Below are 22931 nucleotides of genomic sequence, written 5' to 3' on the forward strand. Positions count from 1 at the left end.
CAACGTGTAGGGGTGAGGGAGTGGGAGAAGGGAGGACCCGTTCGATCCCGCTCCTCCACTACGCTTTGGAGAAAACTTATACCAAGAAAAAGCAGAAGATAGCAGGAATCTGACTGTATGTCATGGAACTTATTACCTAATTAATTTGTAACATGAAAAGGGGAAACAGTATGTATAACTTGAATCAGTTCGATTTAACCAAAAAACTAGAGTCAAAAACAGATTATAAGGAAATGCTGACAAAATACCAATTGGAAATGCTGTCATTGCAGCGAGAATTGCACAACAAGGGGATTCCGGTCATTCTTGTATTTGAAGGCTGTGATGCTGCGGGTAAGGGGGGCGCCATTCGCAGGGTTACCGAGCAAATTGATGCGCGCGGTTTCCAGGTACATGCGATTGGAGCGCCGAATATGGTGGAGAAAATGTATCATTATTTATGGCGCTTTTGGACCAAGCTTCCGGCCAAAGGGCATATCGCGATTTTTGATCGTTCCTGGTATGGGCGTGTCCTCGTAGAACGTGTAGAGAAGTTCGCGACTAAGACAGAATGGAAGCGGGCGTATGAAGAAATCAATCAATTCGAACATATGTTGACGGAAGATGGGACTCTTGTACTCAAGTTCTGGCTTCATATCAGTAAGGAAGAACAGCTTGATCGATTTGAGGAGCGGCAGAACAATCCATTCAAAAATTGGAAAATTACCGACGAAGATTGGCGCAATCGCCAGAAGTGGGACGACTATGTAGCAGCGGTAGAAGAGATGCTTGACCATACGGATAAGCCGAACGCGCGCTGGATTGTGGTGGAAGGCAACTATAAGTGGTATGCGCGGGTGAAAGTATTGAAAAGTATTGTGAAAGCCATGCGTGCTCGACTAGACGAAGAAAAATAACTTACCCGGAAAGTGTTGCCCTCCTTGCACTTCGATGGTAGATTTAATTCATAAAATGTACACAAATATAGAGAATAGCGGTGAGTGGAATGATTGAAACAATGGAAGCCCATACCGGGCAGGAGGAGCGCACGCACATCCCGGCGCGTGTGTTATATCGTCGTGTGGAAGCGCTGGCAGAAACGTTCGCGGCAGCGGGCGATGAAAAGAATGCCAAAAAATCTCAACAATTGCTTGAAAAGTTATATAAGAAAGAATTTACAGTCGCGTTTTGTGGTCATTTTTCGGCTGGAAAATCCAGTATGATCAATGCGCTCATGGGTGACAAAGTGCTTCCATCCAGTCCGATTCCGACCAGTGCGAATGTGGTCAGTATTAAGACAGGCAAAAAATCGGCTCGTATTTATTTCAAAGACAGTGAGCCGATCGAATTCGGACCGAGCTATAATGTGAACGAGCTAAAGCAGTATGCAGTAAATGGAGAAGAAGTGGAGACGATTGAGCTGTATCATCCATCCAATCTGCTCGGGGAAGCCATTAGCATTATGGATACACCCGGGATTGATTCAACGGATGATGCACATAAAGTTTCCACTGAATCATCGCTTCACCTCTCAGATGCGGTGCTGTATGTCATGGACTACAACCATGTCCAATCTGAAGTGAATTTCCGATTTACAAAGTCACTGAAAGACCGGGGGGTTCCGGTTTATCTCGTTATTAATCAGATTGACAAACATGTTGATTTTGAGTTGAGCTTTGCTCAGTACCGCGAAAGCGTCATTGATGCTTTCCGACACTGGGACATTGAGCCGGATGGTGTGTATTTCACTTCGTTGAAAGATGTGAATCACCCGGAAAACGAGTGGCCTAAGCTGCTTGTCGAGTTAGGGCGTCTGTTCGCAGAGAAAGAAGACCTGCTCATTCCAAGCATCATGCGTGCCGCACATTATTTGATTGATGAGCATGGCAAGTTCCTTGAAGAGAAGCATAGTGCTGCGCGCGAGCCACTTGCGCAAGTATTGGCAGAAGCAGATGAGAACGCTATGGCTCGTTATGAAGAACTTACACAACAGCTCGTTTCCTTGCGTCAGCCAGCCGATACACTAGAAGCGGAAGCGAAACGCGAGTTGCATACGATGCTCGATAATGCGCCGCTCATGCCATTCACCACCAGAGAGCTAGCACGTCAGTTCCTAGAGAGCCGCCAGTCGAACTTCAAAGTCGGCTTCTTGTTCGCTGCGGGCAAGAAAACGAAAGAAGAAAGAGATAAGCGTCTGCATGATTTTTATGAAGAATTGAAAGAGAATGCGGCCACGCATATCGGCTGGCATGTAAAAGAGCTGCTGCGCAAACTTCCGGAAGCGCACGGTTATGACGATAGCGAATTTCAGAAACGAGTGATGGAATTCTCGGTCTCATTCGGTCCTGAATTGATCGAGAATGCCGTGAAGCCGGGTGCACTGACAAGCGGCGAGTATATTCTGACCTATTCTAAAGACGTATCAGATGCGATTAAGCAACTGTACCGCCGCGCCGCACAGGATGAATACGAATATGCCGTACGAGAGATGCGGAAGCAGGCAGAAGTATCCGCTCAGGGTGTGCAGGCAGAGCTTGCGACACTTGCTCCGGTAAAAGAAGCATACAATAAGCTTGCGGTTCTAGCTCGTGAGGAAACAGTTTCAGCTACACGACTTATGACGATGATCGATCATGGGGTTCCGAATGAAGAAAGTGCGCCACCGCTTCCGGGCTATACGGAACCTGCGGCAGAAAAGGTGGAAAATGCGTCGCTTCCGGCAGCTGCAAGCGGAGAAAGAGTTACGTTGCAAACACAGGCGTCTACGTCCGGTATGGCACCATCATCTTCGGCGATTCAGAAAGATTACCGGGGCTTGCGCCTGCGTACGGCTGACATGTTGCGTGTAATCGCAGGGGAAGCGGCAGGTGTACCAGGTCTTGCGGGTGCAGGCAGCGCGATGCGTCAGCGGGCGGAGCGCCTCGAGAAGAACAGATTTACCGTTGCGCTGTTCGGAGCGTTCAGTGCCGGGAAGTCGTCATTTGCGAATGCCCTGATGGGAGATTTGATCCTGCCAGTATCACCGAACCCGACAACGGCTGCGATTAACAAAATTTTACCACCGGATGAGAACAATCCGCACGGCAGTGTGCGGGTGCGCCTTAAGACGGCAGAAGATATTACAGGCGATGTCTTACAATCGCTCGATGTTTTTGACATTGCAGCGAGCTCTATTGAGGAAGCGATCCGCAAGAGTGAAACGCTCAATGCAGGGGATATTCACCCGACAGCGAAGCCGCATTACAGCTTCTTGCGTGCCGTTCAGAAAGGCTATGGAGACATTAACGATAAACTTGGCACTGACCTGATTATAGGTCTGGAAGAATTCCAGGCTTTCGTCGCCAAAGAAGAGAAAGCGTGCTTCGTGGAATGGATTGAGCTGTATTATGACTGCCCGCTGACACAGCAGGGCATCATCCTGGTTGACACACCGGGGGCTGATTCGATCAATGCCCGCCATACCGGTGTTGCGTTTGAATACATCAAAAATGCGGATGCCGTACTGTTCGTTACGTACTACAACCATGCGTTCTCACATGCAGACCGTGAATTCCTGATTCAGTTGGGTCGTGTAAAAGATACGTTTGCGATGGATAAAATGTTCTTCATTGTCAATGCGGCTGACCTTGCGCATTCGCAAGAAGAGCTGGAGGGTGTGGTTAATCACGTCGTGCAGAATCTCGGCACATGTGGGATCGTGCGCCCGCGTATTTATCCGGTTTCAAGCCAGACGGCACTTCTGGCTCGCATGGGTGAGAAGAATACGCTCACCGATTCCGGTGCTGCGATTTTGCGCAAGCGTCTCAGTGTAGGGGAGACGGAAGCTCTGCCGTCAGTGGATGAAGCACTCGCATTCTCCGGGCTGCGTCATTTTGAGAAAGAGTTTATTTCGTTCACACTAGAAGAGCTGACAGGTATTGCGCTAAAAGAAGCGTTCGCCGAAGTAGAGCGCGTGATTGGTACGATGGATGAGCTGATTATCGCAGCACGTCAGGACGCGGGTGCTCGTGCTGAGCAGCTGGGCCGTGCTGAGCGGAACCGAGAGACATCGCTTGCGACCATCCGTGAGCTTGATACAGCAGCAGACATTCAGGCGCTGGAGAAAGAAGTAACGGAGCTTGCTTATTACGTGAAGCAACGTGTTATGCTGCGCTTTAGCGAAGCGTTCCGCTATGCGTTTAACCCGGCTACCCTAACGGAAGGGAACGGACGGAACATGCAGAAGCTGCTCCGGGCAAGTCTCGACGAGTTATCTCGCTTCCTCGCATTTGACCTGGCGCAGGAGATGCGGGCAACCGCTCTTCGGGTAGAAACATTTATGGCGAAGAACGGAGAGAAAATTACGGGCCGTCTGAACAAGCGGTTGGACATTGACCATTTCTTGCTTCGAGCATGGGAGCAGCCGTCATATGATACGCCAGCTTTTGCAGACCAGCTTCCGGAAGGCACAACCGGAGAGCTTGCGGCAGCGCTCAGCTTATTTAAAAACCCGAAGCAGTTTTTTGAACAGGGTGGACAGGATAAGATGAAAGATACACTTGAGCAGCGCTATCAGGTGCCTGTACAGGCATATGTGGATGGCGCAGCACATGTGCTGCATGATTATTATGTTCCTGCTTTCCGCACGCAGATTGAACGGCTTGCTGAGCGAGCTGGACAGGAAGTGGAAGAACACTTTGCGGGTCTGATTGCGGTGCTGAGCACAGATATTGATGTGGAGGGTCTCGCATCCCTTCGTCAGGCAATTGCCGGACGCATTCAGGCAGTCAGAGCAGAAATGGACATATAGAAGAAAGAGTTTGAAAGTAACAAAACGAGCGCCTACGTCATGTTGGGCGCTCGTTTTGTTTGTTCTATACACCGTACTGTCGGGCTAGCATCGTGTCAAATATCGTATCCATCCGATCTTCTTCAGTTGCTTCAGGTGGGTGAATCTGTTGTACAGTCAGCGTATGTGAGGGTAGCTGTTTTTCCTGTAGCACGGTACGTGAACGAGGTTCAGGGTCTGCCAGGCCATATCTGCACGTTTCGATGATTTCATCCCAATTTGCAAAGCTCACGGAATGATTCTCCCTTCTTTATTTGGAATCACGCGCAATCTGAACGGGACATCTGTCGGATAGAGGAAAAACAAAAAATACGTGTCTTTTTCTTTACTGCTTTTATCATTATAAGGAGTTCTTTGGCAAATAGCAATTATATTTCTGAATTTTCTTTTAAATGTAATGATAAAAAAATCCCGCTATCACTTGTGTGAGAACGGGATGTTGGAAATACGTTTATGTAGCGCTATGAGATTCTGAATAGGCTGGGGATATAGGAGAGAAAATCCCGCCGATAATGGCACCGACAAGAGCTGGAATCACCCATCCGAGTCCAAGATCCATGAAGCTATTCAGAACGGGAACTTGATTCAGTGCGTCCGTAATCGATGTAACATCCACACCAGTTGCTCCGACTCCATCGAGGAGGGAGAGTGGAGCAGCACCGATTATAGCGCCAATGTATACACCACGGAGTCCTCGGAATAGCGAGTCTGACAAGGTGAGCACAATCAGAACAATCGCGAGCGGATACAGGGTCACGAGAATCGGTACCGAAATTTTTAGAATTGTAGAGAGACCGAAGTTAGCGATAATTAGACTTGCTATGGTGAATACGACAAGCATTGCACGATAGGATACTTTGTTTTCAGTCAGACGAGAGAAAAATTCTGCACAGCTTGTAATCAGGCCAACCGCTGTTGTCAGGCAGGCAAATGTAATGGCTAATGCAAGCAGAATCAGGCCGACTGAGCCAAGCAGACGCTCGGACAGCATCGTAATCAGCTCACCACCATTAGCGTATGTACCAACAGCTGGACCGCTTGTAGCGCCCATGTACGCAAGGCCGACATACAGCAGACCAAGACCAATAACGGCAATCAGACCTGCCTGTACGATTAGTTTTGCCTGTTTGCCACGGTTCGTAACGCCACGCTCGGCTACAGCCGCCGCGATCACACCACCGAATACGAGAGAGGCCAGCGCATCCATCGTATTATACCCTTGGAGGAATCCTTTGGAGAACGGATTCGGCAGAGCGGATGCTTGTACTTCGCCGAGTGGATGGATGGCACCGCGAATTAATAGAATGGCCAATAGTACGATCATAAATGGTGTAATGACTTTACCGAAGCGGTCAACAAGCTTGCCTGGATTGAGGCACAGCCAGTATGCTACACCAAAAAACACAAGCGTATACAGGAACAACGACCAGGAAGACGTACGGAACGCTTCCGGGAGAAATGGTGCCAGGCTAATTTCATAGGCTACGGCACCTGTACGTGGAATCGCAAGCAGTGGACCGATTGCGAGATAGGTTAACACTGAGAAAATAATCGAGAAGATCGGATGAACACGATTGGTAATATACTGGATGCCACCGCCCGCACGTGCTACCGCTGCAACACCTAAGAGCGGAAGTCCAACGCCTGTAATCAGAAATCCGCCTATCGCGCGCCACATGTCTGTACCGGCGTCATGGCCGAGTGTGGGAGGGAAGATGATGTTTCCGGCCCCAAGGAATAGGGAGAACGTCATAAGCCCAATCGCCAGAATTTCCTTAAAAGATAATGACTGATTCATAATGCCTCCTAAAAAGAAAAAAGAATATTTTAATAATTTGTTCCATGCTGAAAATTCTATTTTCTAGCAAGGTTTTATTATCATAACACATTTTATTTGCAAATAAAGTCTAAAATATTATTTTTTTAATTTTTATAATTTTCTTACGTAAATCGAAGTGGCCATCGGGATAAAGAAAAGCTTAAAAACCCCCGCTCTTTGCGGGTTATGATCTCCAGAAATCCTATTTTTTCTTCATTATCAAGCAGGAACGTATTTTTTCGGATTAGGAAAGGTTCTCCATTTTTTATGTGATAAAAAATATTTTCTTCTTCGTCAAAAAAAGAAATACTATGAGTAAAGTGGCAAATGGCAGCGCTGCGCAAGCGAATGCACCGTCCTTGATGAATAAGCGGCCATTGAAAAAATCCGAGTGCTGTCTGCTCCGTATGCTGGCGGTAGACGGCAAGCGGAACGATGGATAGATAGAGCGTGCAAGGTCGGTTTTTTTCTTCTAATATTTGTGCTACATGGAGTATTTCCATGACATCATGCGTAACATTTACAGAGCGAATGGGAAGCATAAAAATCTCCTTTATCATGTGCGTAATGGGTTTATTGGCAAGTATATCCGGAGGGAGGAAACGCTAATCAACCAGAATAATTATGAATATTTAAACATTATGGAATCGCACAAATAATACTAGGTTCGCTGTAATAAATTTGCTACAATCTACGTAACAAAGTTGAAAAATTTGAATGGTTGGAGGGATAAACGATGCCAGAGACACAATTGAAAGAGATCTGTGAAGAATCGTATAAGAGGCTGAAAAAAGTTTGTATGGAGCTGGAGAAGTTTTTGAATGCCACCACACTTGCTAGTCTTATCCAGAATTCACCAGATCCGGAACAGTATGAAACCTACTACCGTAACTATCTGTCTGATCTTCGTCACCTGCTAGTAAATAGTGAAAACGCTTACGAAAAGCTTGGGATTTGTCTGCGTCGTGCACAATTTAACAAAGAATTCGCTCAGGAAGTACTGTATCTCGTGTATCATACTTGTGTGAATATGTTCTTCTATCCAAAAGGCGAAGTGTACGAAGAGGATGGACGCAATTCTTACACGGGCCGCGATGCAATTATCTTCCATAAAGAAGTGACCCCGGAGTTGAAAAGTCTGACTCTTGGGATGTCTAAAGTATTTGAGTACTTGCGTGACGAGCTCCAGTATTATGAAACGGATTATGTAACGATGAAGCGAATGAGTGCGGCGCGCTAGACAGCATAAAAAACACCCTGCCCTATGGCAGGGTGTTTTTGTGTGTTATGGCGTAAACAAGCGTCCGAGACGTTCGAGCAGTCCGGATGCGGGCTCGGTCGGTGGTAGTAATGGAAGCGGCTGTGCCGGTGACTTAGACGCTGCCACAGGCGGTGTGGATGAGATAGCAAGCCTAAGAGCCTGTGGTACGTCCATAATGCCGTATCCGTAATCATGGTCCCAACCAGCAGGACCGGCGTCGCGTGCTGTTGCACGCATAATTTTCATTACTTGCCTGTTGCTTAAGGAAGGGTTGAGCGAGCGGATCAATCCGGCAAGACCTGAGACGTGCGGGCAGGCCATTGATGTGCCGGACAGTGCTGCGTACTCCCCTGGAAGATAGGTGCTTGGAATGTCTACACCGGGAGCGGCAAGATCTACACTGGAACCAAAATTAGAAAAGGGTGCCTGATTTCCGTTCTGGTCAATGGCTGCTACGCTGATTACTTCCGGATAGGAAGCCGGATAGCTTGGCTGAGACGAATGATCGTTGCCGCTAGCTGCTACCATGACGACATCTTTACTGAATGCATATTTGATTGCATCGTGGAGCACGCTGGATGATTGGTAGTTGCCAACACTCATGTTAATGACACGTGCACCGTGGTCAGTTGCCCAGATGATGCCCTTGGCGATGTCAAAAGAAGAACCACTTCCATTACCGCCAATTCCTTTAATGGGCATAAGCTTGTTATTCCATGTCACACCTGCCACACCACGACCGTTATTCGTGCGAGCTGCAATGATACCGGCTACATGTGTGCCATGCCCGTTGTCATCTTGTGGTAATGCACCAGGATTTAATACATTATAGCCATCTACCACCTTGTCTGTGAATTCCAGGTGATGCAAGTCAAGCCCTGTATCAATGACCGCGATTGTTACAGCGTCACTTCCTTTGCTAATATCCCATGCCTGCTCCATGTTTATGGCTGGCATATTCCATTGATACCGAGGATAGAGCGAATCGTTCGGTATGGCATTTGGAAGCAGAAGGTAATTCGGTTCAGCGAACTGCACATCATTTCGTTTCGAGAAGTACGCAATCAGTTCATCTGTCGACATGCGGCTGGACTTGAAAATATAGGTGGAGTTGTGATGAGACCTTGTTTTCCCATTGATTACGCGCAGGATAGAGGCCAGTTCCTGATCAGCGAGTGCTGTGCGAAATTTGACGGTCACTTCCCGCTTCATATAGTGACTTGTTTCATTGCTGTTATGGTGAATGGTGATGACATGCTGGCTATTTCCGAGATCGGAACGGATTTCCTGAACTTTACTGATATAGTTGATTTTATGGTACTTTTCTTGTTCTGCTGAACGGATGGAAGCGGTTGTGCCTGGTTTTGGAGTGGGCGGGGCTGCTTCTTTTCCCAGGCAAGCAGCCAGTAAGAAAACAGGCAGGACAGCGAGAAGACTAACTAATCCATATTTAAAAAGTCGATTCATACAGCATCACTTTCCTTTACTTTTGTTACGTATAGCGTTTGGCGGGTATAGGTAAGATATGAACGGTTGATTTTGACAAAAAATTAAAAAAGAAAATAAAAAAGTCACAATTTTTTGAAGTAAAGCGCTTTAATTCTTGTGCGATTTGTAGTAAAGTGTTGTATAACAAATATAAAAAAGCCTTCTTGAAAGGCTATTAATAATCCAGGATGGGGGCAGAAAACCATGGCTACAACAGAAAGACCAAAAGATATTATGCTGTTAGATAACACAGCGAACCTTAAGGATTATGATGAGGCTGTTCGTACAGCTGACTGGAAAGAAGTTGAAAAAAATTTTTCTTGGTATGAAACAGGAAAAGTTAATATGGTATACGAAGCAATTGACCGCCATGTAGATAATGGTCAAGGGGAGAAAGCTGCACTTCTTTATACAGATGGGGAGCGGGACGAGCAGTACACGTATGCACAGCTTCGTGAACTGTCGAGCCAATTTGCGAATGGTCTTCGTTCCAAAGGCATTCAAAAAGGCGACCGCGTATTTATTTTCATGCCGCGTAGCCCGGAGCTGTTTATTGCGCTTCTTGGCATCGTGCGCATCGGCGCAATTGCGGGCCCACTGTTTGAAGCATTCATGGAAGACGCTGTACGTGACCGTCTCCAGGATAGCGGTGCGGCAGCCGTTGTGACGACACCAGGACTTCTGTACCGTATCCCGGTACAGGATCTGCCAGAATTAAAACATGTTATTCTGGTTGGTGCTGAAGAGAAAACGGCTGACAATCAAGTATTATACGAAGAGCTGATGAATGTATCGGCTGATTATACAATTGAATGGGGAGAACGCGAATCCGGCATGTTGCTTCACTATACATCCGGTTCCACAGGCAAGCCAAAAGGTGTTCTGCAGGTGCATGATGCGATGATTCATCAGTACATGGCAGGCAAATGGGTGTATGACCTGCGCGAAGGCGATGTTTACTGGTGCACAGCGGATCCAGGCTGGGTAACAGGTACATCAGCAGGCATGTGGTCTCCATGGCTGAATGGTGTAACGGTTGTGTTGCGTGGGGGTCGTTTCAAACCAGCTGACTGGTATGCAACACTTGAGAAATACAAAGTTAACGTTTGGTTTAGTGCGCCAACCGCATTTCGCATGCTGATGGGTGAAGGGGACGAGCTGCCGAAGCGCTTCGACCTGTCTGCGCTCCGTCACGTTCTCTCTGCTGGCGAGCCGCTTAATCCAGAAGTAATTCGCTGGGGACTCGATGTACTCGACCGCCGCATTCATGATAACTGGTGGATGACCGAAACAGGTTCTTCGATCTGTGCGAACTACCGGTCTATGCCAATCCGTCCAGGCTCAATGGGTAAGCCGCTTCCGTTCATCAAAATGGCGATTGTGGATGATGAGGGCAATGAGCTTCCGCCAAATACAATGGGTAACCTGGCAATCATGCCGCCGTGGCCGGCGATGATGCGCCAAATCTGGAATAATCCAGCGAAATATCAGGAGTACTACCAGACTGGTTGGTATTTATCTGGTGACTCTGCTTATATGGATGAAGACGGCTATTTCTGGTTCGAAGGTCGCGTGGATGATGTTATTAATACATCAGGTGAGCGTGTAGGACCATTTGAAGTCGAAAGCAAGCTTGTTGAGCATCCTTCTGTAGCGGAAGCGGGGGTTATCGGTGTACCGGACCCGGTACGCGGCGAGATCATCAAAGCGTTCATTACGCTTCGTGCAGGTTATGCAGAAAGTGATGAACTAAAAGAAGAGATTCGTGTATTCGTGAAGGAGCGTCTTGCTGCGCATGCGGCGCCGCGTCAGATTGAATTCCGAGACAAGCTGCCGAAGACACGTTCCGGCAAAATTATGCGTCGTGTTCTGAAAGCATGGGAACTTGGTCTTCCGACAGGAGATTTGTCTACAATGGAAGACTAGTCATAAACGAAAAGAAACGGTGCAGGATGTGAATCCGCACCGTTTCTTTTGTTATTTGTTTTTATATAGAGGCGTAGCCTGCTTCCTGCCGCTGGCGAAGTAAATGCATGGTCTTAATATAACCTTCAAGGCCGTGCAGGGTCTCGATGCCGCGCTTCTCTAATTCATCAAGGAAGCAGAGAAAGAGTTCAGCAGTCATTACGGCATCGCCAAGCGCAGTATGACGCCCTTCGACCTGAATGTTATACTGGTCAAGTAAGGTGTCAAGCCCATATGATTTATTACTTGGAAGTACATGGTAGGATATCGACATTGTATCAATGACGGGGTTGCTTAGTTTCGTCCTACATAGCTTCTTAAGCTTTGTGTTCAGGAAGTTAATATCGAAGTCTGCGCAGTGGGCAACCAGGTAATGATCCTCAATAAATTGTAGAAATTTATGAAGAACGGGAAGAACAGGCGGAGCATTCACCACATCTTCATTGGAAATCCCTGTGATTTCTGTCACAATCGGTGGAATAGGTTTACGAGGCTGGATTAGTTCGTGGAAGATCTTTTCTTGGATGACACCGTTTTCAACAACGACTGCGCCAATAGAAATAATCTCATCACCTGCATACGGATGAAATCCGGTTGTCTCTGTATCAAATACAATAAAACGCATCCGTTTCAGTAGCTGATCTTCATAAGTACGACGGTTCACGGAAGCGGTCATAGCCTGGATGTCCGCGATCAGATTAGGATCAAGATCAAGATCAGGCTTTTCTTTGTACCAGCTGGTTGTGATGTGCTTGATGTATTTACTGAGTGGAAATGAGTACATCTTATATCACATCCTTCTCTCCTAAGTAATCTTTTTTGCCTGTATTTGCAAGCGTTCTCATTCTTTTATCATACGCCATGAGGGGCAAAATGTACAGATTTTTTAGAAAATTCACAAAGGACATTCAGCGATTGACGGAGCGAAGCATTCGGAGTACGATGAAAAGAATTCGATACAATAACGACCACTAGGGGAGCATAGTTGCTGAGAGGGGCATTCGTCCCGACCCTTATAACCTGATTCGGATAATGCCGACGTAGGGAAGTGGAGACGGCCTGTTTTTATGATTGCAGACACGCGCCACTCCACCGGGGTGGCGCTTTTGGTGTAGAAAACAAGCCAGGTAAGGAGGGGAGCTAATGCTTGCTGTTCACCAGTTAACATACCAGTATCCAGAGAGCAGCACGCCGGTACTGGACAACATATCGTTTGCTGTACAACCGGGTGAATTCGTCTCGCTGATCGGGGCGAGCGGGTCCGGGAAAAGCACGATCTTTCGGCTGATCTCAGGTCTGGCAGAACCGAATGCAGGCAGTATCAAAATTGGTGGTATACAAGAAAAAAATAGACTTGGAAAAGTAGCCCTTATGCCGCAAAAAGATTTGTTGCTCCCATGGCGCACGGTGCTGGATAATATTTTACTTCCGGCAGAAATCGCCGGGCGACCAAAGGAAGAGGCCACCCGGCAGGCGCAGGAGTGGATTATTCGCGCCGGGCTGTCCGGTTATGCAGATGCGTATCCATCTCGTCTGTCTGGTGGAATGCGACAGCGGGTATCATTTTTGCGAACGATTATGACAGGGGCTGATGTGTTGTTGCTGGATGAACCGTTCGGGGCACTTGATACGCTAACTCGTCAGGAGATGCAGGCGTGGCTGTTAAGCATCTGGGAACAGCTTGGCAAAACAGTACTCTTTATTACGCATGACATTGAAGAGGCCGTGCTCGTAAGCGATCGGGTGCTTGTGCTGCGATCAGGTGATAATTGCGTGGATGTACCGATCGGACTGGGGCGTCCGCGTACGAAAGATATGGTTTTCACACCGGAGCTTGCGGCGTATCGACAGCAGTTGACACATATGATCAGTGGGAGGGAGAGAGAATGAGACGGAAGGCATATACATACTGGCCGGCCGTAGTGTTCTTTGTGGTGCTGCTGGTTGCCTGGGAGATGGGTGTCAAAATCGGTGGCGTTCCGTCTTTCATCCTTCCAGCACCGAGTGAGATCATTGGAGGACTTATTCGCTACAGCAGTGAGTTATTTGGTGTCCATTTACTGGCTACGGTCGAGGAGATGCTGGTAGGACTTTTGCTGTCGATTTTACTAGCAGTCAGCTTGTCCGTACTGATGTTTTTCTCACCGTTGTTTGAGAAGATGTTTTATCCCGTACTGATTGTGTCCCAGACAGTGCCGCTGATTGCCATTGCTCCAGTATTTGCCCTCTGGTTTGGCTACTCGCTGTCTTCAAAGGTTGCAGTTGTCGTACTGATCTCGTTTTTTCCGCTCGTCGTCAGCCTGTATGATGGATTGAAATCAGGGGATTCAGAAGTAGTGGATTTGCTTCGAACGTTTGGGGCGAACCGGGTGCAGATTTTCTGGAAGGCACAAGTACCGATGGCGCTGCCGTCGTTTTTCTCAGGATTGAAGGTCGCGGCTGTGTTCAGTGTAACCGGCGCTACGATCGGGGAATGGCTGGGAGCGGAACAGGGACTCGGGTACTTCGGACGCCGCATGTCTTCTGCACTGCGAGCGGATGGCGTATTCGCGTCTGTGCTTGTATTATCGCTGCTCGGCGTGCTGATGTTTACTGTGGTGTACATGTGGGAGAAGCGAATGTTGAAACACAAATAAAAGAAATGAGGGATTGGATATGCAGAAAAATTATGTGTACAAAATGCTGCTCGTATTCGTAAGTGCTATGCTGCTGCTTGCCGGATGCGGTGGCGGCAGTCAGACAGGGCCAGCTAAACAGGAGGGGGCACAGGACAAGCCGAAGGAAAAACTAACGATTATGCTGGATTGGTACCCGAATGCGGTGCATTCGTTCTTGTATACGGCGATGAAAAAAGGATATTTTGCGGAAGAAGGCATTGATCTTGATATTCAGATGCCAGCAGAAACGAATGACCCGCTTCGTATGGCAGCAGCGAACAAAATTGATCTAGCGTTTACGTATCAGCCAGCTGTGGCCATTGCACGTAGCGAAGGGGTACCGGTAAAATCGATTGCAGCTGTTGTTCGCCATCCGTTAAATGTTGTGCTGGTACCGAAGAACAGTTCGATTCATTCTCCAAAAGATTTTGCGGGCAAAAAGATTGGCTATCCATCCATGCCGCTCGATGAAGTGAATATCCAGACGATGATGGAAAAAGACGGAGCCGATTTCAAACAGGCAAAAATGACGGACATCGGGTTTGACATTATTTCGGCGCTGGCAACGAACCGGGTAGACGCGGTAATTGGCGGTTACAAAAACCATGAGCAAATTTTGCTCGATAAAAAAGGCTTCCCGGTTCGCGCGATTAATCTGTCTGATTATGGGGTTCCGGATTCGTCTGAGCTTGTAATTGCGGCAAGCGACAAAACGATCGCGGACAAAAAAGATTTGCTTGCTCGCTTCTGGAAAGCAGCATCTAAAGGGCAGGACTACGTGCTGAATCATAAGCAGGAGGGGCTTGGCTATCTGCTTGCAAACGAAAAGAAAGAATTCCCGCTTGAAAAAGATGTGGAAGAAAAAAGCCTGGATATTCTTCTGCCGCTTATGAATGAGCAGGGACAGTCATTTGGTACTCAATCTGCTGATCAATGGACAAAAGTGGTAGAATGGCTGAAGAAAAACAAACAGGTCAAGCCGGATGTGAAGCCGGAAGATTGTTTTACTGCCCTGCCGTAGATGTAAAGCAAAGTGACAGGCATATGGACTAGGAGGAAGGCAAATGGCTGTATACAAAGCACTTACCGTCGCAGGTTCAGACAGTGGCGGCGGAGCGGGCATTCAAGCGGATATAAAAACATTTCAGGAACTCGGAGTATTCGGCATGTCAGTGCTAACTGCTCTGACGGCACAAAATACAAACGGTGTACACGGCGTATTTGCCGTGCCGCCTGAATTCGTCGCGCAACAGATGGAGGCGGTGCTATCCGATCTTGGAACGGACGCCGTGAAAACGGGCATGCTGTTTGACAGCTCGATTATTCGTACGGTTGCAGATAAGTTGAAAGAGTACAAGGTGAAAAATTATGTGCTCGATCCGGTGATGATTGCTAAAGGGGGAGCACCGCTGCTGCTTGAAGAAGCGGTTGCCGCAGTAAAAGAGTATCTGCTTCCGCTTTCGACGGTTGTCACACCGAATTTGCCGGAAGCGGAGGTGCTGACCGGCATGAAAAGAATCGAAACGATTGAAGAGATGAAAGAAGCCGCCCGTATTTTGCATGAGGGAGGAGCTTTGAACGTCGTGATTAAAGGCGGGCACGGAACGGGTCCACAGGTGACCGATCTTTTATATGATGGGGATACGTTCATCGAGATAACGGCAGATCGCTTTGACACACCGCACACACACGGAACGGGATGTACATTTGCAGCGGCAATCGCAGCAGGCTTGGCGCAGGGGATGTCGGTGCCTGACGCGGTTAAGCAGGCAAAGGCATTTATTACAGCTGCTATTACTCATCCGCTCGGGATTGGAAGCGGACATGGCCCGACAAATCATTGGGCATATAACCGATGCGAGAAATAAAAGAGAAGCACAGAAAAATGACGGCCAATTGGCCGTCATTTTTTTTGTGCTGCGGGTTTCGGTTTATCAAGTAGACCTTTAAGTTCATCAAGCTTAGCAAGAATTTCATCATCGACCCGTTCATCAAGTTTCTCTACTTTTTCTTCAAGCTGGATGACAAGCTGGGCAACACGAGCAATCTCTTCTTTATTCGGCAGATTGTTTTCATGTAAAACCTGGTCAATCATTTTCTTGTATTGATCCTGGGAATAGAAGAACCACTTCTGGTACTCGCCAACCATCGAGGAGTATTCATTTGTTTTAACGAAGTCGTCCATTGTTTTTCCCCATGTTTTTTCGACGAGATCATACCAGCTTTTCCACATTTGAACCGGATCGAACGTTTGATCAGATGCCAAGTGAATCCCTCCTGTTTTTTAATCCCTCAATCTTTATATTACGTGGAGTAGTAAAAATATACAAACAAAAATTGTGAAAAAACTAAAAATTATGCTGTAATGTTTTACATAATCATGCAATATAGTGGAATGAATGACACAAACAAGGGGGAGTAGGAATGGATAATGGAAAATGCGAAAGTACCCGGGAGCGTGTGAGCGCCGGTGGTAATCCGAAAACGCTCCTTATTCCATGTGTGCTTCTTTTGCTTCGCAATGTGAATGCGCACGGATATCAAATCATTCAGGACTTAGTTAAATTTGGCTTCTCTGCTCTCGATCACGGACATGTATACCGAATTTTGCGCCAGCTTGAGAATGATAGACTTGTGGAATCGCGCTGGGAAGTATCAAGCGGGGGACCGCCAAGACGAATGTATTCTCTTACAGAAGCGGGCACAGAGTATCTGGATATGTGGTCGGAAGCACTAGAACGGTATCAGTATACACTGGATCGTTTCTTTTCTATGTATGAACGATTGTTATTCCCGTCAGAAAAACATCAAGCAAAAGAAGGAAAAACATTATAGAAAAGAGAAATAATTACTATGTATGGTATGCTTCAAGAATATGGAGGGATATGATTGTTTCGTAAATTAAATGATGTTTCGATTAAAGTAAAGCTGACCGGGACGATGCTACTGATCACGCTTATACCACTTATGGCGGCCGGGTATTTAAGTTATACGTCTGCCTATAACAGCGTGTATAACATGACAGTGCAGGACCTGAAATACATGACGGCCCTTAAAGCAAGAGATATTGAGACAGCCCTCCCGAATCAGACTAGTGGTGAGGTTTCCTCTGATAAAATCAAGCAGATTGTTGATGACGTGCAGAAGAATTACTATGAGAAAAACGGTCTGACTGGTTATGCGTACGTTATAGATAGCAAAGGTGGGGTTTTGTACCATCCAGACTCAGCAATGATCGGTACAAGCATCGCCAAGGAATCATTCACCCAGCAAATTCTTGCTGCGAAGACTGGATATATTACATATCCGTGGAAGGGTGAAGAGAAAGTAGCCTCATTTGTTCAGTTATCCAATGGCTGGGAAATCGTCATTGGCAGTTACATGAAAGATATGATGAAACCGCTTTATTCAATTCGGACCGAGATGTTTGTGATTAGCTTTGGTGCAGCCCTTCTAGCAATTATAGTCGGGTACCTGATTGTTACTACTCTGACGAAGCCGATGAAAGATCTAGTGGCAGCGATGCGGAAGGTAGAAGCCGGGGATGTGACCGTACAGGTGAAACCGGGCTCACAAGATGAAGTTGGGCAGCTGACGCATATGTTTAATGAGATGGTTGCTCAGTTTCGTAGTATGCTTCGCCAGGTTCATGAGGTAGCGGAGCAAGTAGCTGCTTCTTCACAGGAACTGACAGCGAGTGCAAACGAAAGCACGCGTGCGTCTGAGCAGATCTCGGAAGCTTCTCAGGAGATCGCGTCGGGTTCAGAAGGACAGATGGATAGCGTGGAACGCACCACGAAGGCTCTGCATGAGATGAATGCAAACATTCAGGATATTGCCAACAAAATTCATACCGTGCGCAATGATTCATCGGTGGTGACGAAATACGCGCACGAAGGAGAAGATTCTCTTAAGAAAGTCGTATGGGAAATGAATGAGATTTCACATAAAGTGAACGATACGGAGAAGCAAATTCGTGAACTGGGTGAGAGTTCGGAAGCGATTATGGGCATTATTAGCACCATTCATCAGATCAGTGAACAGACGAATCTGCTGGCGCTAAATGCGGCGATTGAAGCAGCACGCGCTGGTGAGCAAGGAAAAAGTTTTGCGGTCGTTGCGCAGGAGATCCGCAAACTGGCTGAACAGTCAGGCCGTTCCGCAGCAGAGATTGCAACATTAATTTCTAATATTCACAATAAGATTGGAACAGCGGTTCATTCGATGGGAGAAAGTAGCCAGGTTGTGTCAGAAGGCCGGGGGGTAGTAGAAGGAGCGGGGACAGCATTTGTACACATTATGAAAGCCATTGAAGATTTGAATAAGCAGATTAAGCTTGTTACGGCTTCATCGGAGACCATTTCAGACCATACAGGCCGAATTGTAAAGCAAGGGGATGAGATCTCCCGCCTGGCTTCGATTGCTGCGGCTGATACACAGGAAGTAGCGGCGGCCTCTGAAGAGCAGACGGCCACGATGGAAGAGATCAATGCTGCATCCGAGATGCTAGCACGAATGGCTGAACAACTGCAAGAACATGTAAGCCGGTTTAAAATTTCGTAACGTATAGAATTCTGCCTCTTGATTCGCTAGAATAAGAAACAGGAGCGGGAGGTGAACACAAATGGATTACGTAGACCGGAATCGTGCTTCTTTTGATAAACTGGCACACCAGTCCGGGGTAAAGTGGAGCCATCGGGAATTAACGGTACAATTTATTTCCAGTTTTCAGATGCTACTTGGTGGCAATTGTGTGCTGGACCTTGGATGTGGAGTCGGGCATGATGCGCTGCGCTTGAAGCGGTACAATTTGCAGGTGCAGGGACTGGATATTAGTGAAGTAATGCTTGCAGAGGCGAAGCAACATGTACGGGGTGTTGAGTTTATGCAGGGCGATTTCCGCCATATCCCGACTGATGATGACCTGTATGATGGTGTGTGGGCGAATGCGTCGCTTATCTATTTAACAAAAGAAGATTTTCATAAAGCAGCAGATGAAGTATATCGGGTACTGAAGCCGGGCGGTGTGTTTTTTTCATCGTATCGTATCGGGGAAGGTTCCTGTGTTTCAGATGGGATTTTTAATCAGCTGTACGGTGAGGAAGAAATTCAGAGCATTCTTCGCTCACATGGCTTCCGCATTTTCGATCGGATGAATACGAAAGATGAAGATGATACATTCTTCAGCTTGTATGCCGTCAAACAATAGTAGTACATATAGAAAACAGCCACATATTCTGTGGCTGTTTTTTAATCACTGCTTGCGTCTCTCTTTTGCTATCGAACGTCTCCGATTACGGATTTCAAAGCGGCCTGCGGCTGTTTTATAATTCCAGCGCTCCTCTTCTGTTTCCGGGAGTATAGGAGGGACATTTGCGGGTTTTCCGTTGTCGTCGAGCGCGACAAAAGTCAGATACGCCTGTGATGTAAGACGTCGCTCACCGGTCAGCAAGTTCTCTGCTTCTACCTTCACATAAATCTCCATTGATGTATTATGTGTCCATGACACATAACCTTCAAGCAGAATCGCTTCTCCGGTATGGATCGGAGACAGGAAATCCAGACTGTCGCTTGATGCAGTAACAACCTGACGGCGGCAGTGCCGCATAGCAGTAATGCTTGCTACTTTATCAATGTAGGCCATTACATTTCCCCCGAAGATCGTGCCATGGTAGTTTGTATCAGGTGGCAGGACAATATCGGCCATTACGGTGCGGGATTCACTTGTTTTTTTGCCTTGCAAAGGATCACCTTCTTCTAAGATATTCGCCTAAATTATCAGCTTTATAGGCAAGCGTCGTGGCTTCTTGTACCGGGTATGAATATAGTGTAGCAGATATATACCCAGTATAACGAATGGAGGAAGCACACGTGGATTACTATCATTATCCGGCAGCAGCCGGAAGCGGTACGGTGACAGAAGTAGAAGTGGAGAAGTACACGTACCATGTGGAGAGAATGAAGTATTATCAGCACAAGTGCCACAAACATTATCACCATAAAAAGCTGTATAAGAGGTATTATAAACGTTATTGCTACCACAAAAAAATGTATGAATATTATTACAGCAAAGGCGTCTATTCCACGTTACCGTATCCGCCGATGGGACCGATGCAGGGTGGGTATCCGACCATGTCTGCGCCGGGCTATCAGCAGCCATATGGCATGTATCGCGAGGATGAATAACTACAATAAAAATGAGTGCGGATGATTAGCGATCTGCACTCATTTTTTGGGCCATCCCTTGAATTGGTGAGCCGATGTAAACAGTGTAGGGTAAATCAGGTAGCCAAGCATCATGCTGGTCAGAGCAGCGGAAGAGGCCAGCGAGAATAAAATCAAAAGCTGATAGCGCACCGCTTCAATAGGGCTTGCTCCAGCAAGAATCAAGCCGGTCATCATACCCGGGAGTTGGACAAGACCGACCGTTTTCAGCACATCGACTGTTGGAATCATGCCTGCTCGCACTGCTTCCCGCAGCAGGGTTACACCAGCCTGACGGGCTGTTGCTCCAAGTGAGAGGGCGACGACAATTTGTTCTCGCATAGACTGCACGCGCTGCTGCATCTGGTTTAACAGCAGAGAGCAGGTCGTCATGCAGCTCCCGATCACCATGCCGCTGATCGGAATGAGTGCTTGTGGCTTTGGTTCAATCGTATGTAGGATGAGCATAAGTCCCATCGTAATCACGGTTACCGTTGTAATCGTCAGGCCGATGTAGGCAGACACGTGAGGAATTCCCTGTCCGCGTGAGGCGGCATTGCGCGTAGCGACAAGTATCATAGTAAGAATCATCAGGACGATGAACAGCCAATGATTACTTGCAAAAACAAACGATAGTACATATCCGACCGTAATTAGCTGGATGGCGGCGCGAATCATGCCAATAAGCAGGTCACGCTCCAGTCCAAGCTGCTTCCAGGCAGAGAGAGCCATCGCAAGGAAGACAAAACTAACAGATGCGGCTGTAGCCCAGGTGCTCATCGAAGGACCACCTCTGTTAGCTGGCCGTTCTCAATCTGCCAGATGCGGTCTGCTATTCGCTTAGCCTGTTCTGTTGAATGAGTGATCCATATAATGGTATTCCCTTGCTGGCAGTACGCCGTAACCTCGGCTTCAATGTGTGCTGTGCTTTCCTCATCAAGAGCGGAAGTGGGCTCATCAAGCAGCAGGACATTCGGGCATAGTGACAGGGAGCGGGCCAGGTTCACTCGTTGTTTCTCCCCGCCTGACAGGTCTTCTACTGTGCGGTTCGCATAAGAGGGAGGAAGGGCAACCCGGGTAAGCAGATCGTGAATGGTGTCATCAGCAAGTGTTTGGTCTGTTAGACGTGCAGGATACGTGATATTGTCTGCCACAGTGCCTGGGAACAGAACTGGATTTTGGAATACATAATGAAGACGACGGCGCAATTCCGTTGGTTCCCATTCAGTAAGGGGCCGCCCTCGATATACAACATGTCCGGAGTCTGGATCTTCTAGCCGGGTAAGCAGGCGCAACAGTGTACTCTTGCCGGTGCCGGACGGACCGGTTATCGCAATGAATGCTCCACCTGGAATAGAAGCGGTTACGTTATACAGCGGAGTAATGGAGCGGTTATCGAGTTCATACGATTTGGAAAGGTTATGTAGTTCAAGTACAGGCTCAATTACGGACAAAGTGTAACCTCCTTCGAAAAGTAGACTGCTATCTATTATAATAGGAGTAAAGTATTTGAGAAAGGAAGTGACATATGAAGATAGCCATCTTGCATGATTATATAGGAAAGACAGCGTACAGGTTAGTTGCGGAACAGGACTATATGCTGATCGGGACGGAAAAAGATGTATTTCACTTGGGGCGCCTGCGTGGACGGACGTATCAATATGTGCAGTTGCGCATATGTGACTTCGTATGGAGTGGGATGGCGGATTATGATCGAAAAGAGATTGCAGCCCGTCTTGATGGTTTGCGGCGTCAGACAGGGGCGCAGTCAGTTGAAGGGGTTATTATCTATCTTATCATGCAACCAGTGACAGATGAGCTACAGGAGGCATTTGCAGGTGGTACGATTGATGAGTTTAGTATCGTACTTACAACGGCAGGCTATGTGCCGCCTGTGCACAAATGGCTCGGTGAGTATGCTCCTGTATTGGAGAAGCTGGTTGATCTCGCAGCATTTGACCATGAGCCTGTACAGACAGACGCACACAGCACAGAATACTGGGTACGAACGATTCAGCAGTGGGAGCAGCGGCGCAAACAGGAGCTACAGCAGGTGTTTTCGTATGGTAAGCCGCGTGTGACGTATGCGATTCTTGCTGTTATTATTGTCATCTTTCTGGCGATGGAAGCGCTTGGTGGGAGTCAGAATGAACAGGTGCTGGTGGCTTTTGGTGCCAAATACAATCCGCTCATCCTTGCTGGTGAATGGTGGCGGTTTGTGACGCCGATTTTTCTGCATATTGGATTTATGCACATACTCTTTAATGGAGTGGCCTTGTATTCACTGGGGGCCATGACGGAGCGATTGTATGGGTCCGGACGTTTTTTCGTTATTTTTATGCTGGCCGGTATTAGCGGAGTAGTCGCGAGCTTCGTATTTTCCACGCATATGTCGGCAGGTGCATCCGGTGCGCTCTTCGGATTGTTTGGTGCGCTTTTGTATTTTGGTATGCAGGATAGAACGATGTATAAGCGGGTGTTTGGCAGTAATGTTTTGGTTTTGTTGGGCATTAATTTAGCGATTGGTCTTCTTTCTCCCGGCTTAATTGACAATTACGCACATCTTGGCGGATTGTGTGGGGGATTTCTGGCAGCGGCGACAGTTGGGATGCCAGGACGCCGTGCCCAGATAGGTGTCCGAATCGCGGCTCTTACAGTTCTTGTACTCTTTCTGTGGCTAGGTATGACATCGGGAGGAGCACCGCTAGATGCTGCGCTTTTCCGGTAAAG

The 22931-nt window shown here is 47.5% G+C and carries 21 protein-coding genes, 1 pseudogene and 1 riboswitch; of the genes and pseudogenes, 13 read left to right on the forward strand and 9 right to left on the reverse strand.

The window, feature by feature from the left end; all coding sequences use genetic code 11:
- Positions 1-170 precede the first annotated feature (170 nt).
- Together CB4_RS07415 and CB4_RS07420 are read left to right on the forward strand one after the other, a co-directional pair.
- A pseudogene (locus CB4_RS07415) lies at positions 171-860 on the forward strand (polyphosphate kinase 2 family protein); the annotation flags it as partial.
- A gap of 125 nt (positions 861-985) precedes the next feature.
- The gene (locus tag CB4_RS07420) at positions 986-4768 is read left to right on the forward strand and encodes a dynamin family protein (protein ID WP_096464556.1); all 3783 of its coding nucleotides are present in this window, start codon (positions 986-988) and stop codon (positions 4766-4768) included.
- A gap of 64 nt (positions 4769-4832) precedes the next feature.
- Here CB4_RS07420 and CB4_RS07425 read toward each other — a convergent pair whose 3' ends face one another.
- The 3 genes from CB4_RS07425 to CB4_RS07435 form a co-directional block, all read right to left on the reverse strand.
- Positions 4833-5039: a hypothetical protein gene (locus CB4_RS07425; RefSeq protein ID WP_096464558.1), complete on the reverse strand. Its 207-nt coding sequence runs from the start codon at positions 5037-5039 to the stop codon at positions 4833-4835.
- A gap of 219 nt (positions 5040-5258) precedes the next feature.
- Positions 5259-6605 (reverse strand): branched-chain amino acid transport system II carrier protein, encoded by a 1347-nt coding sequence (gene brnQ / locus CB4_RS07430; RefSeq protein WP_096464560.1) that lies wholly within the window; start codon positions 6603-6605, stop codon positions 5259-5261.
- A 143-nt stretch (positions 6606-6748) separates the two neighbouring features.
- Entirely contained in the window at positions 6749-7186 is a 438-nt protein-coding gene (locus CB4_RS07435; protein ID WP_231956183.1) for a hypothetical protein, read from the reverse strand.
- A gap of 176 nt (positions 7187-7362) precedes the next feature.
- On the opposite strand from CB4_RS07435, the gene CB4_RS07440 reads away from it, so the two are divergent.
- Positions 7363-7866 carry a DUF3907 family protein gene (locus CB4_RS07440; RefSeq protein ID WP_096464564.1) on the forward strand — a complete coding sequence of 168 codons (504 nt, stop codon included), beginning with the start codon at positions 7363-7365 and terminating at the stop codon, positions 7864-7866.
- Between the two features lie 45 nt (positions 7867-7911).
- Here the strand turns inward: CB4_RS07440 and CB4_RS07445 are convergent, their stop codons facing one another.
- Positions 7912-9354: a S8 family peptidase gene (locus CB4_RS07445; protein WP_096464566.1), complete on the reverse strand. Its 1443-nt coding sequence runs from the start codon at positions 9352-9354 to the stop codon at positions 7912-7914.
- Between the two features lie 225 nt (positions 9355-9579).
- On the opposite strand from CB4_RS07445, the gene acsA reads away from it, so the two are divergent.
- On the forward strand, positions 9580-11301 hold the full coding sequence (acsA, locus tag CB4_RS07450) for an acetate--CoA ligase (protein ID WP_172890829.1): 1722 nt from the start codon (positions 9580-9582) through the stop codon (positions 11299-11301).
- Between the two features lie 61 nt (positions 11302-11362).
- On the opposite strand, the gene CB4_RS07455 is transcribed toward acsA, so the two are convergent.
- Positions 11363-12124 carry a 3'-5' exonuclease gene (locus CB4_RS07455; RefSeq protein WP_096464568.1) on the reverse strand — a complete coding sequence of 254 codons (762 nt, stop codon included), beginning with the start codon at positions 12122-12124 and terminating at the stop codon, positions 11363-11365.
- Positions 12125-12303: 179 nt separating this feature from the next.
- Positions 12304-12404, forward strand: a riboswitch (TPP riboswitch).
- 79 nt (positions 12405-12483) lie between these two features.
- On the opposite strand from CB4_RS07455, the gene CB4_RS07460 reads away from it, so the two are divergent.
- The 4 genes from CB4_RS07460 to thiD are packed head-to-tail and all read left to right on the forward strand — an operon-like array spanning position 12484 to position 15865.
- Positions 12484-13230, forward strand: coding sequence for an ABC transporter ATP-binding protein (locus tag CB4_RS07460; RefSeq protein ID WP_096464570.1), 747 nt, complete (start codon positions 12484-12486; stop codon positions 13228-13230).
- Complete coding sequence (locus tag CB4_RS07465) at positions 13227-13976, forward strand: ABC transporter permease (RefSeq protein ID WP_096464572.1); 750 nt, start codon at positions 13227-13229, stop codon at positions 13974-13976. The genes CB4_RS07460 and CB4_RS07465 overlap by 4 nt, the downstream gene beginning before the upstream one ends.
- A 19-nt stretch (positions 13977-13995) precedes the next feature.
- Entirely contained in the window at positions 13996-15018 is a 1023-nt protein-coding gene (locus CB4_RS07470; RefSeq protein WP_096464574.1) for an ABC transporter substrate-binding protein, read from the forward strand.
- Positions 15019-15061: 43 nt separating this feature from the next.
- Positions 15062-15865 (forward strand): bifunctional hydroxymethylpyrimidine kinase/phosphomethylpyrimidine kinase, encoded by an 804-nt coding sequence (gene thiD, locus CB4_RS07475; protein ID WP_096464576.1) that lies wholly within the window; start codon positions 15062-15064, stop codon positions 15863-15865.
- 35 nt (positions 15866-15900) lie between these two features.
- On the opposite strand, the gene CB4_RS07480 is transcribed toward thiD, so the two are convergent.
- Complete coding sequence (locus CB4_RS07480; protein ID WP_096464578.1) at positions 15901-16263, reverse strand: DUF4349 domain-containing protein; 363 nt, start codon at positions 16261-16263, stop codon at positions 15901-15903.
- Between the two features lie 158 nt (positions 16264-16421).
- Here CB4_RS07480 and phaQ point away from each other — a divergent pair, with 158 nt between their 5' ends.
- The 3 genes from phaQ to CB4_RS07495 all read left to right on the forward strand — a co-directional run bounded on the left by phaQ (position 16422) and on the right by CB4_RS07495 (position 19206).
- Complete coding sequence (gene phaQ / locus CB4_RS07485; RefSeq protein ID WP_096464580.1) at positions 16422-16832, forward strand: poly-beta-hydroxybutyrate-responsive repressor; 411 nt, start codon at positions 16422-16424, stop codon at positions 16830-16832.
- 54 nt (positions 16833-16886) lie between these two features.
- Entirely contained in the window at positions 16887-18560 is a 1674-nt protein-coding gene (locus CB4_RS07490; RefSeq protein ID WP_231956184.1) for a methyl-accepting chemotaxis protein, read from the forward strand.
- 61 nt (positions 18561-18621) lie between these two features.
- Complete coding sequence (locus CB4_RS07495) at positions 18622-19206, forward strand: class I SAM-dependent methyltransferase (protein WP_096464582.1); 585 nt, start codon at positions 18622-18624, stop codon at positions 19204-19206.
- A 45-nt stretch (positions 19207-19251) separates the two neighbouring features.
- Here CB4_RS07495 and CB4_RS07500 read toward each other — a convergent pair whose 3' ends face one another.
- A complete protein-coding gene (locus CB4_RS07500; protein WP_373681331.1) occupies positions 19252-19740 on the reverse strand; it encodes an acyl-CoA thioesterase in 489 nt (162 codons plus the stop codon).
- 128 nt (positions 19741-19868) lie between these two features.
- On the opposite strand from CB4_RS07500, the gene CB4_RS07505 reads away from it, so the two are divergent.
- Positions 19869-20183, forward strand: a complete 315-nt coding sequence (locus CB4_RS07505) for a hypothetical protein (RefSeq protein WP_096464584.1) — start codon at positions 19869-19871, stop codon at positions 20181-20183.
- A 39-nt stretch (positions 20184-20222) separates the two neighbouring features.
- Here the strand turns inward: CB4_RS07505 and CB4_RS07510 are convergent, their stop codons facing one another.
- Positions 20223-20981, reverse strand: coding sequence for an ABC transporter permease (locus tag CB4_RS07510; protein WP_096464586.1), 759 nt, complete (start codon positions 20979-20981; stop codon positions 20223-20225).
- On the reverse strand, positions 20978-21655 hold the full coding sequence (locus tag CB4_RS07515; RefSeq protein ID WP_157737851.1) for an ABC transporter ATP-binding protein: 678 nt from the start codon (positions 21653-21655) through the stop codon (positions 20978-20980). The genes CB4_RS07510 and CB4_RS07515 overlap by 4 nt, the downstream gene beginning before the upstream one ends.
- 74 nt (positions 21656-21729) lie before the next feature.
- Here CB4_RS07515 and CB4_RS07520 point away from each other — a divergent pair, with 74 nt between their 5' ends.
- On the forward strand, positions 21730-22929 hold the full coding sequence (locus CB4_RS07520) for a rhomboid family intramembrane serine protease (RefSeq protein WP_096464590.1): 1200 nt from the start codon (positions 21730-21732) through the stop codon (positions 22927-22929).
- Positions 22930-22931: the final 2 nt, after the last annotated feature.

Origin of the sequence: Aneurinibacillus soli (genome assembly GCF_002355375.1) — a bacterium.
Lineage (GTDB): Bacteria > Bacillota > Bacilli > Aneurinibacillales > Aneurinibacillaceae > Aneurinibacillus > Aneurinibacillus soli.

Bases quoted from the DNA above. Each gene is read 5' to 3' on its own strand.
- CB4_RS07420 (WP_096464556.1), top strand. From the start codon at position 986: ATGATTGAAACAATGGAAGCCCATACCGGGCAGGAGGAGCGCACGCAC.
- brnQ (WP_096464560.1), bottom strand. From the start codon at position 6,605: ATGAATCAGTCATTATCTTTTAAGGAAATTCTGGCGATTGGGCTTATG.
- CB4_RS07435 (WP_231956183.1), bottom strand. From the start codon at position 7,186: ATGATAAAGGAGATTTTTATGCTTCCCATTCGCTCTGTAAATGTTACG.
- CB4_RS07440 (WP_096464564.1), top strand. From the start codon at position 7,363: ATGCCAGAGACACAATTGAAAGAGATCTGTGAAGAATCGTATAAGAGG.
- CB4_RS07445 (WP_096464566.1), bottom strand. From the start codon at position 9,354: ATGAATCGACTTTTTAAATATGGATTAGTTAGTCTTCTCGCTGTCCTG.
- acsA (WP_172890829.1), top strand. From the start codon at position 9,580: ATGGCTACAACAGAAAGACCAAAAGATATTATGCTGTTAGATAACACA.
- CB4_RS07455 (WP_096464568.1), bottom strand. From the start codon at position 12,124: ATGTACTCATTTCCACTCAGTAAATACATCAAGCACATCACAACCAGC.
- CB4_RS07460 (WP_096464570.1), top strand. From the start codon at position 12,484: ATGCTTGCTGTTCACCAGTTAACATACCAGTATCCAGAGAGCAGCACG.
- CB4_RS07465 (WP_096464572.1), top strand. From the start codon at position 13,227: ATGAGACGGAAGGCATATACATACTGGCCGGCCGTAGTGTTCTTTGTG.
- CB4_RS07470 (WP_096464574.1), top strand. From the start codon at position 13,996: ATGCAGAAAAATTATGTGTACAAAATGCTGCTCGTATTCGTAAGTGCT.
- thiD (WP_096464576.1), top strand. From the start codon at position 15,062: ATGGCTGTATACAAAGCACTTACCGTCGCAGGTTCAGACAGTGGCGGC.
- phaQ (WP_096464580.1), top strand. From the start codon at position 16,422: ATGGATAATGGAAAATGCGAAAGTACCCGGGAGCGTGTGAGCGCCGGT.
- CB4_RS07495 (WP_096464582.1), top strand. From the start codon at position 18,622: ATGGATTACGTAGACCGGAATCGTGCTTCTTTTGATAAACTGGCACAC.
- CB4_RS07510 (WP_096464586.1), bottom strand. From the start codon at position 20,981: ATGAGCACCTGGGCTACAGCCGCATCTGTTAGTTTTGTCTTCCTTGCG.
- CB4_RS07520 (WP_096464590.1), top strand. From the start codon at position 21,730: ATGAAGATAGCCATCTTGCATGATTATATAGGAAAGACAGCGTACAGG.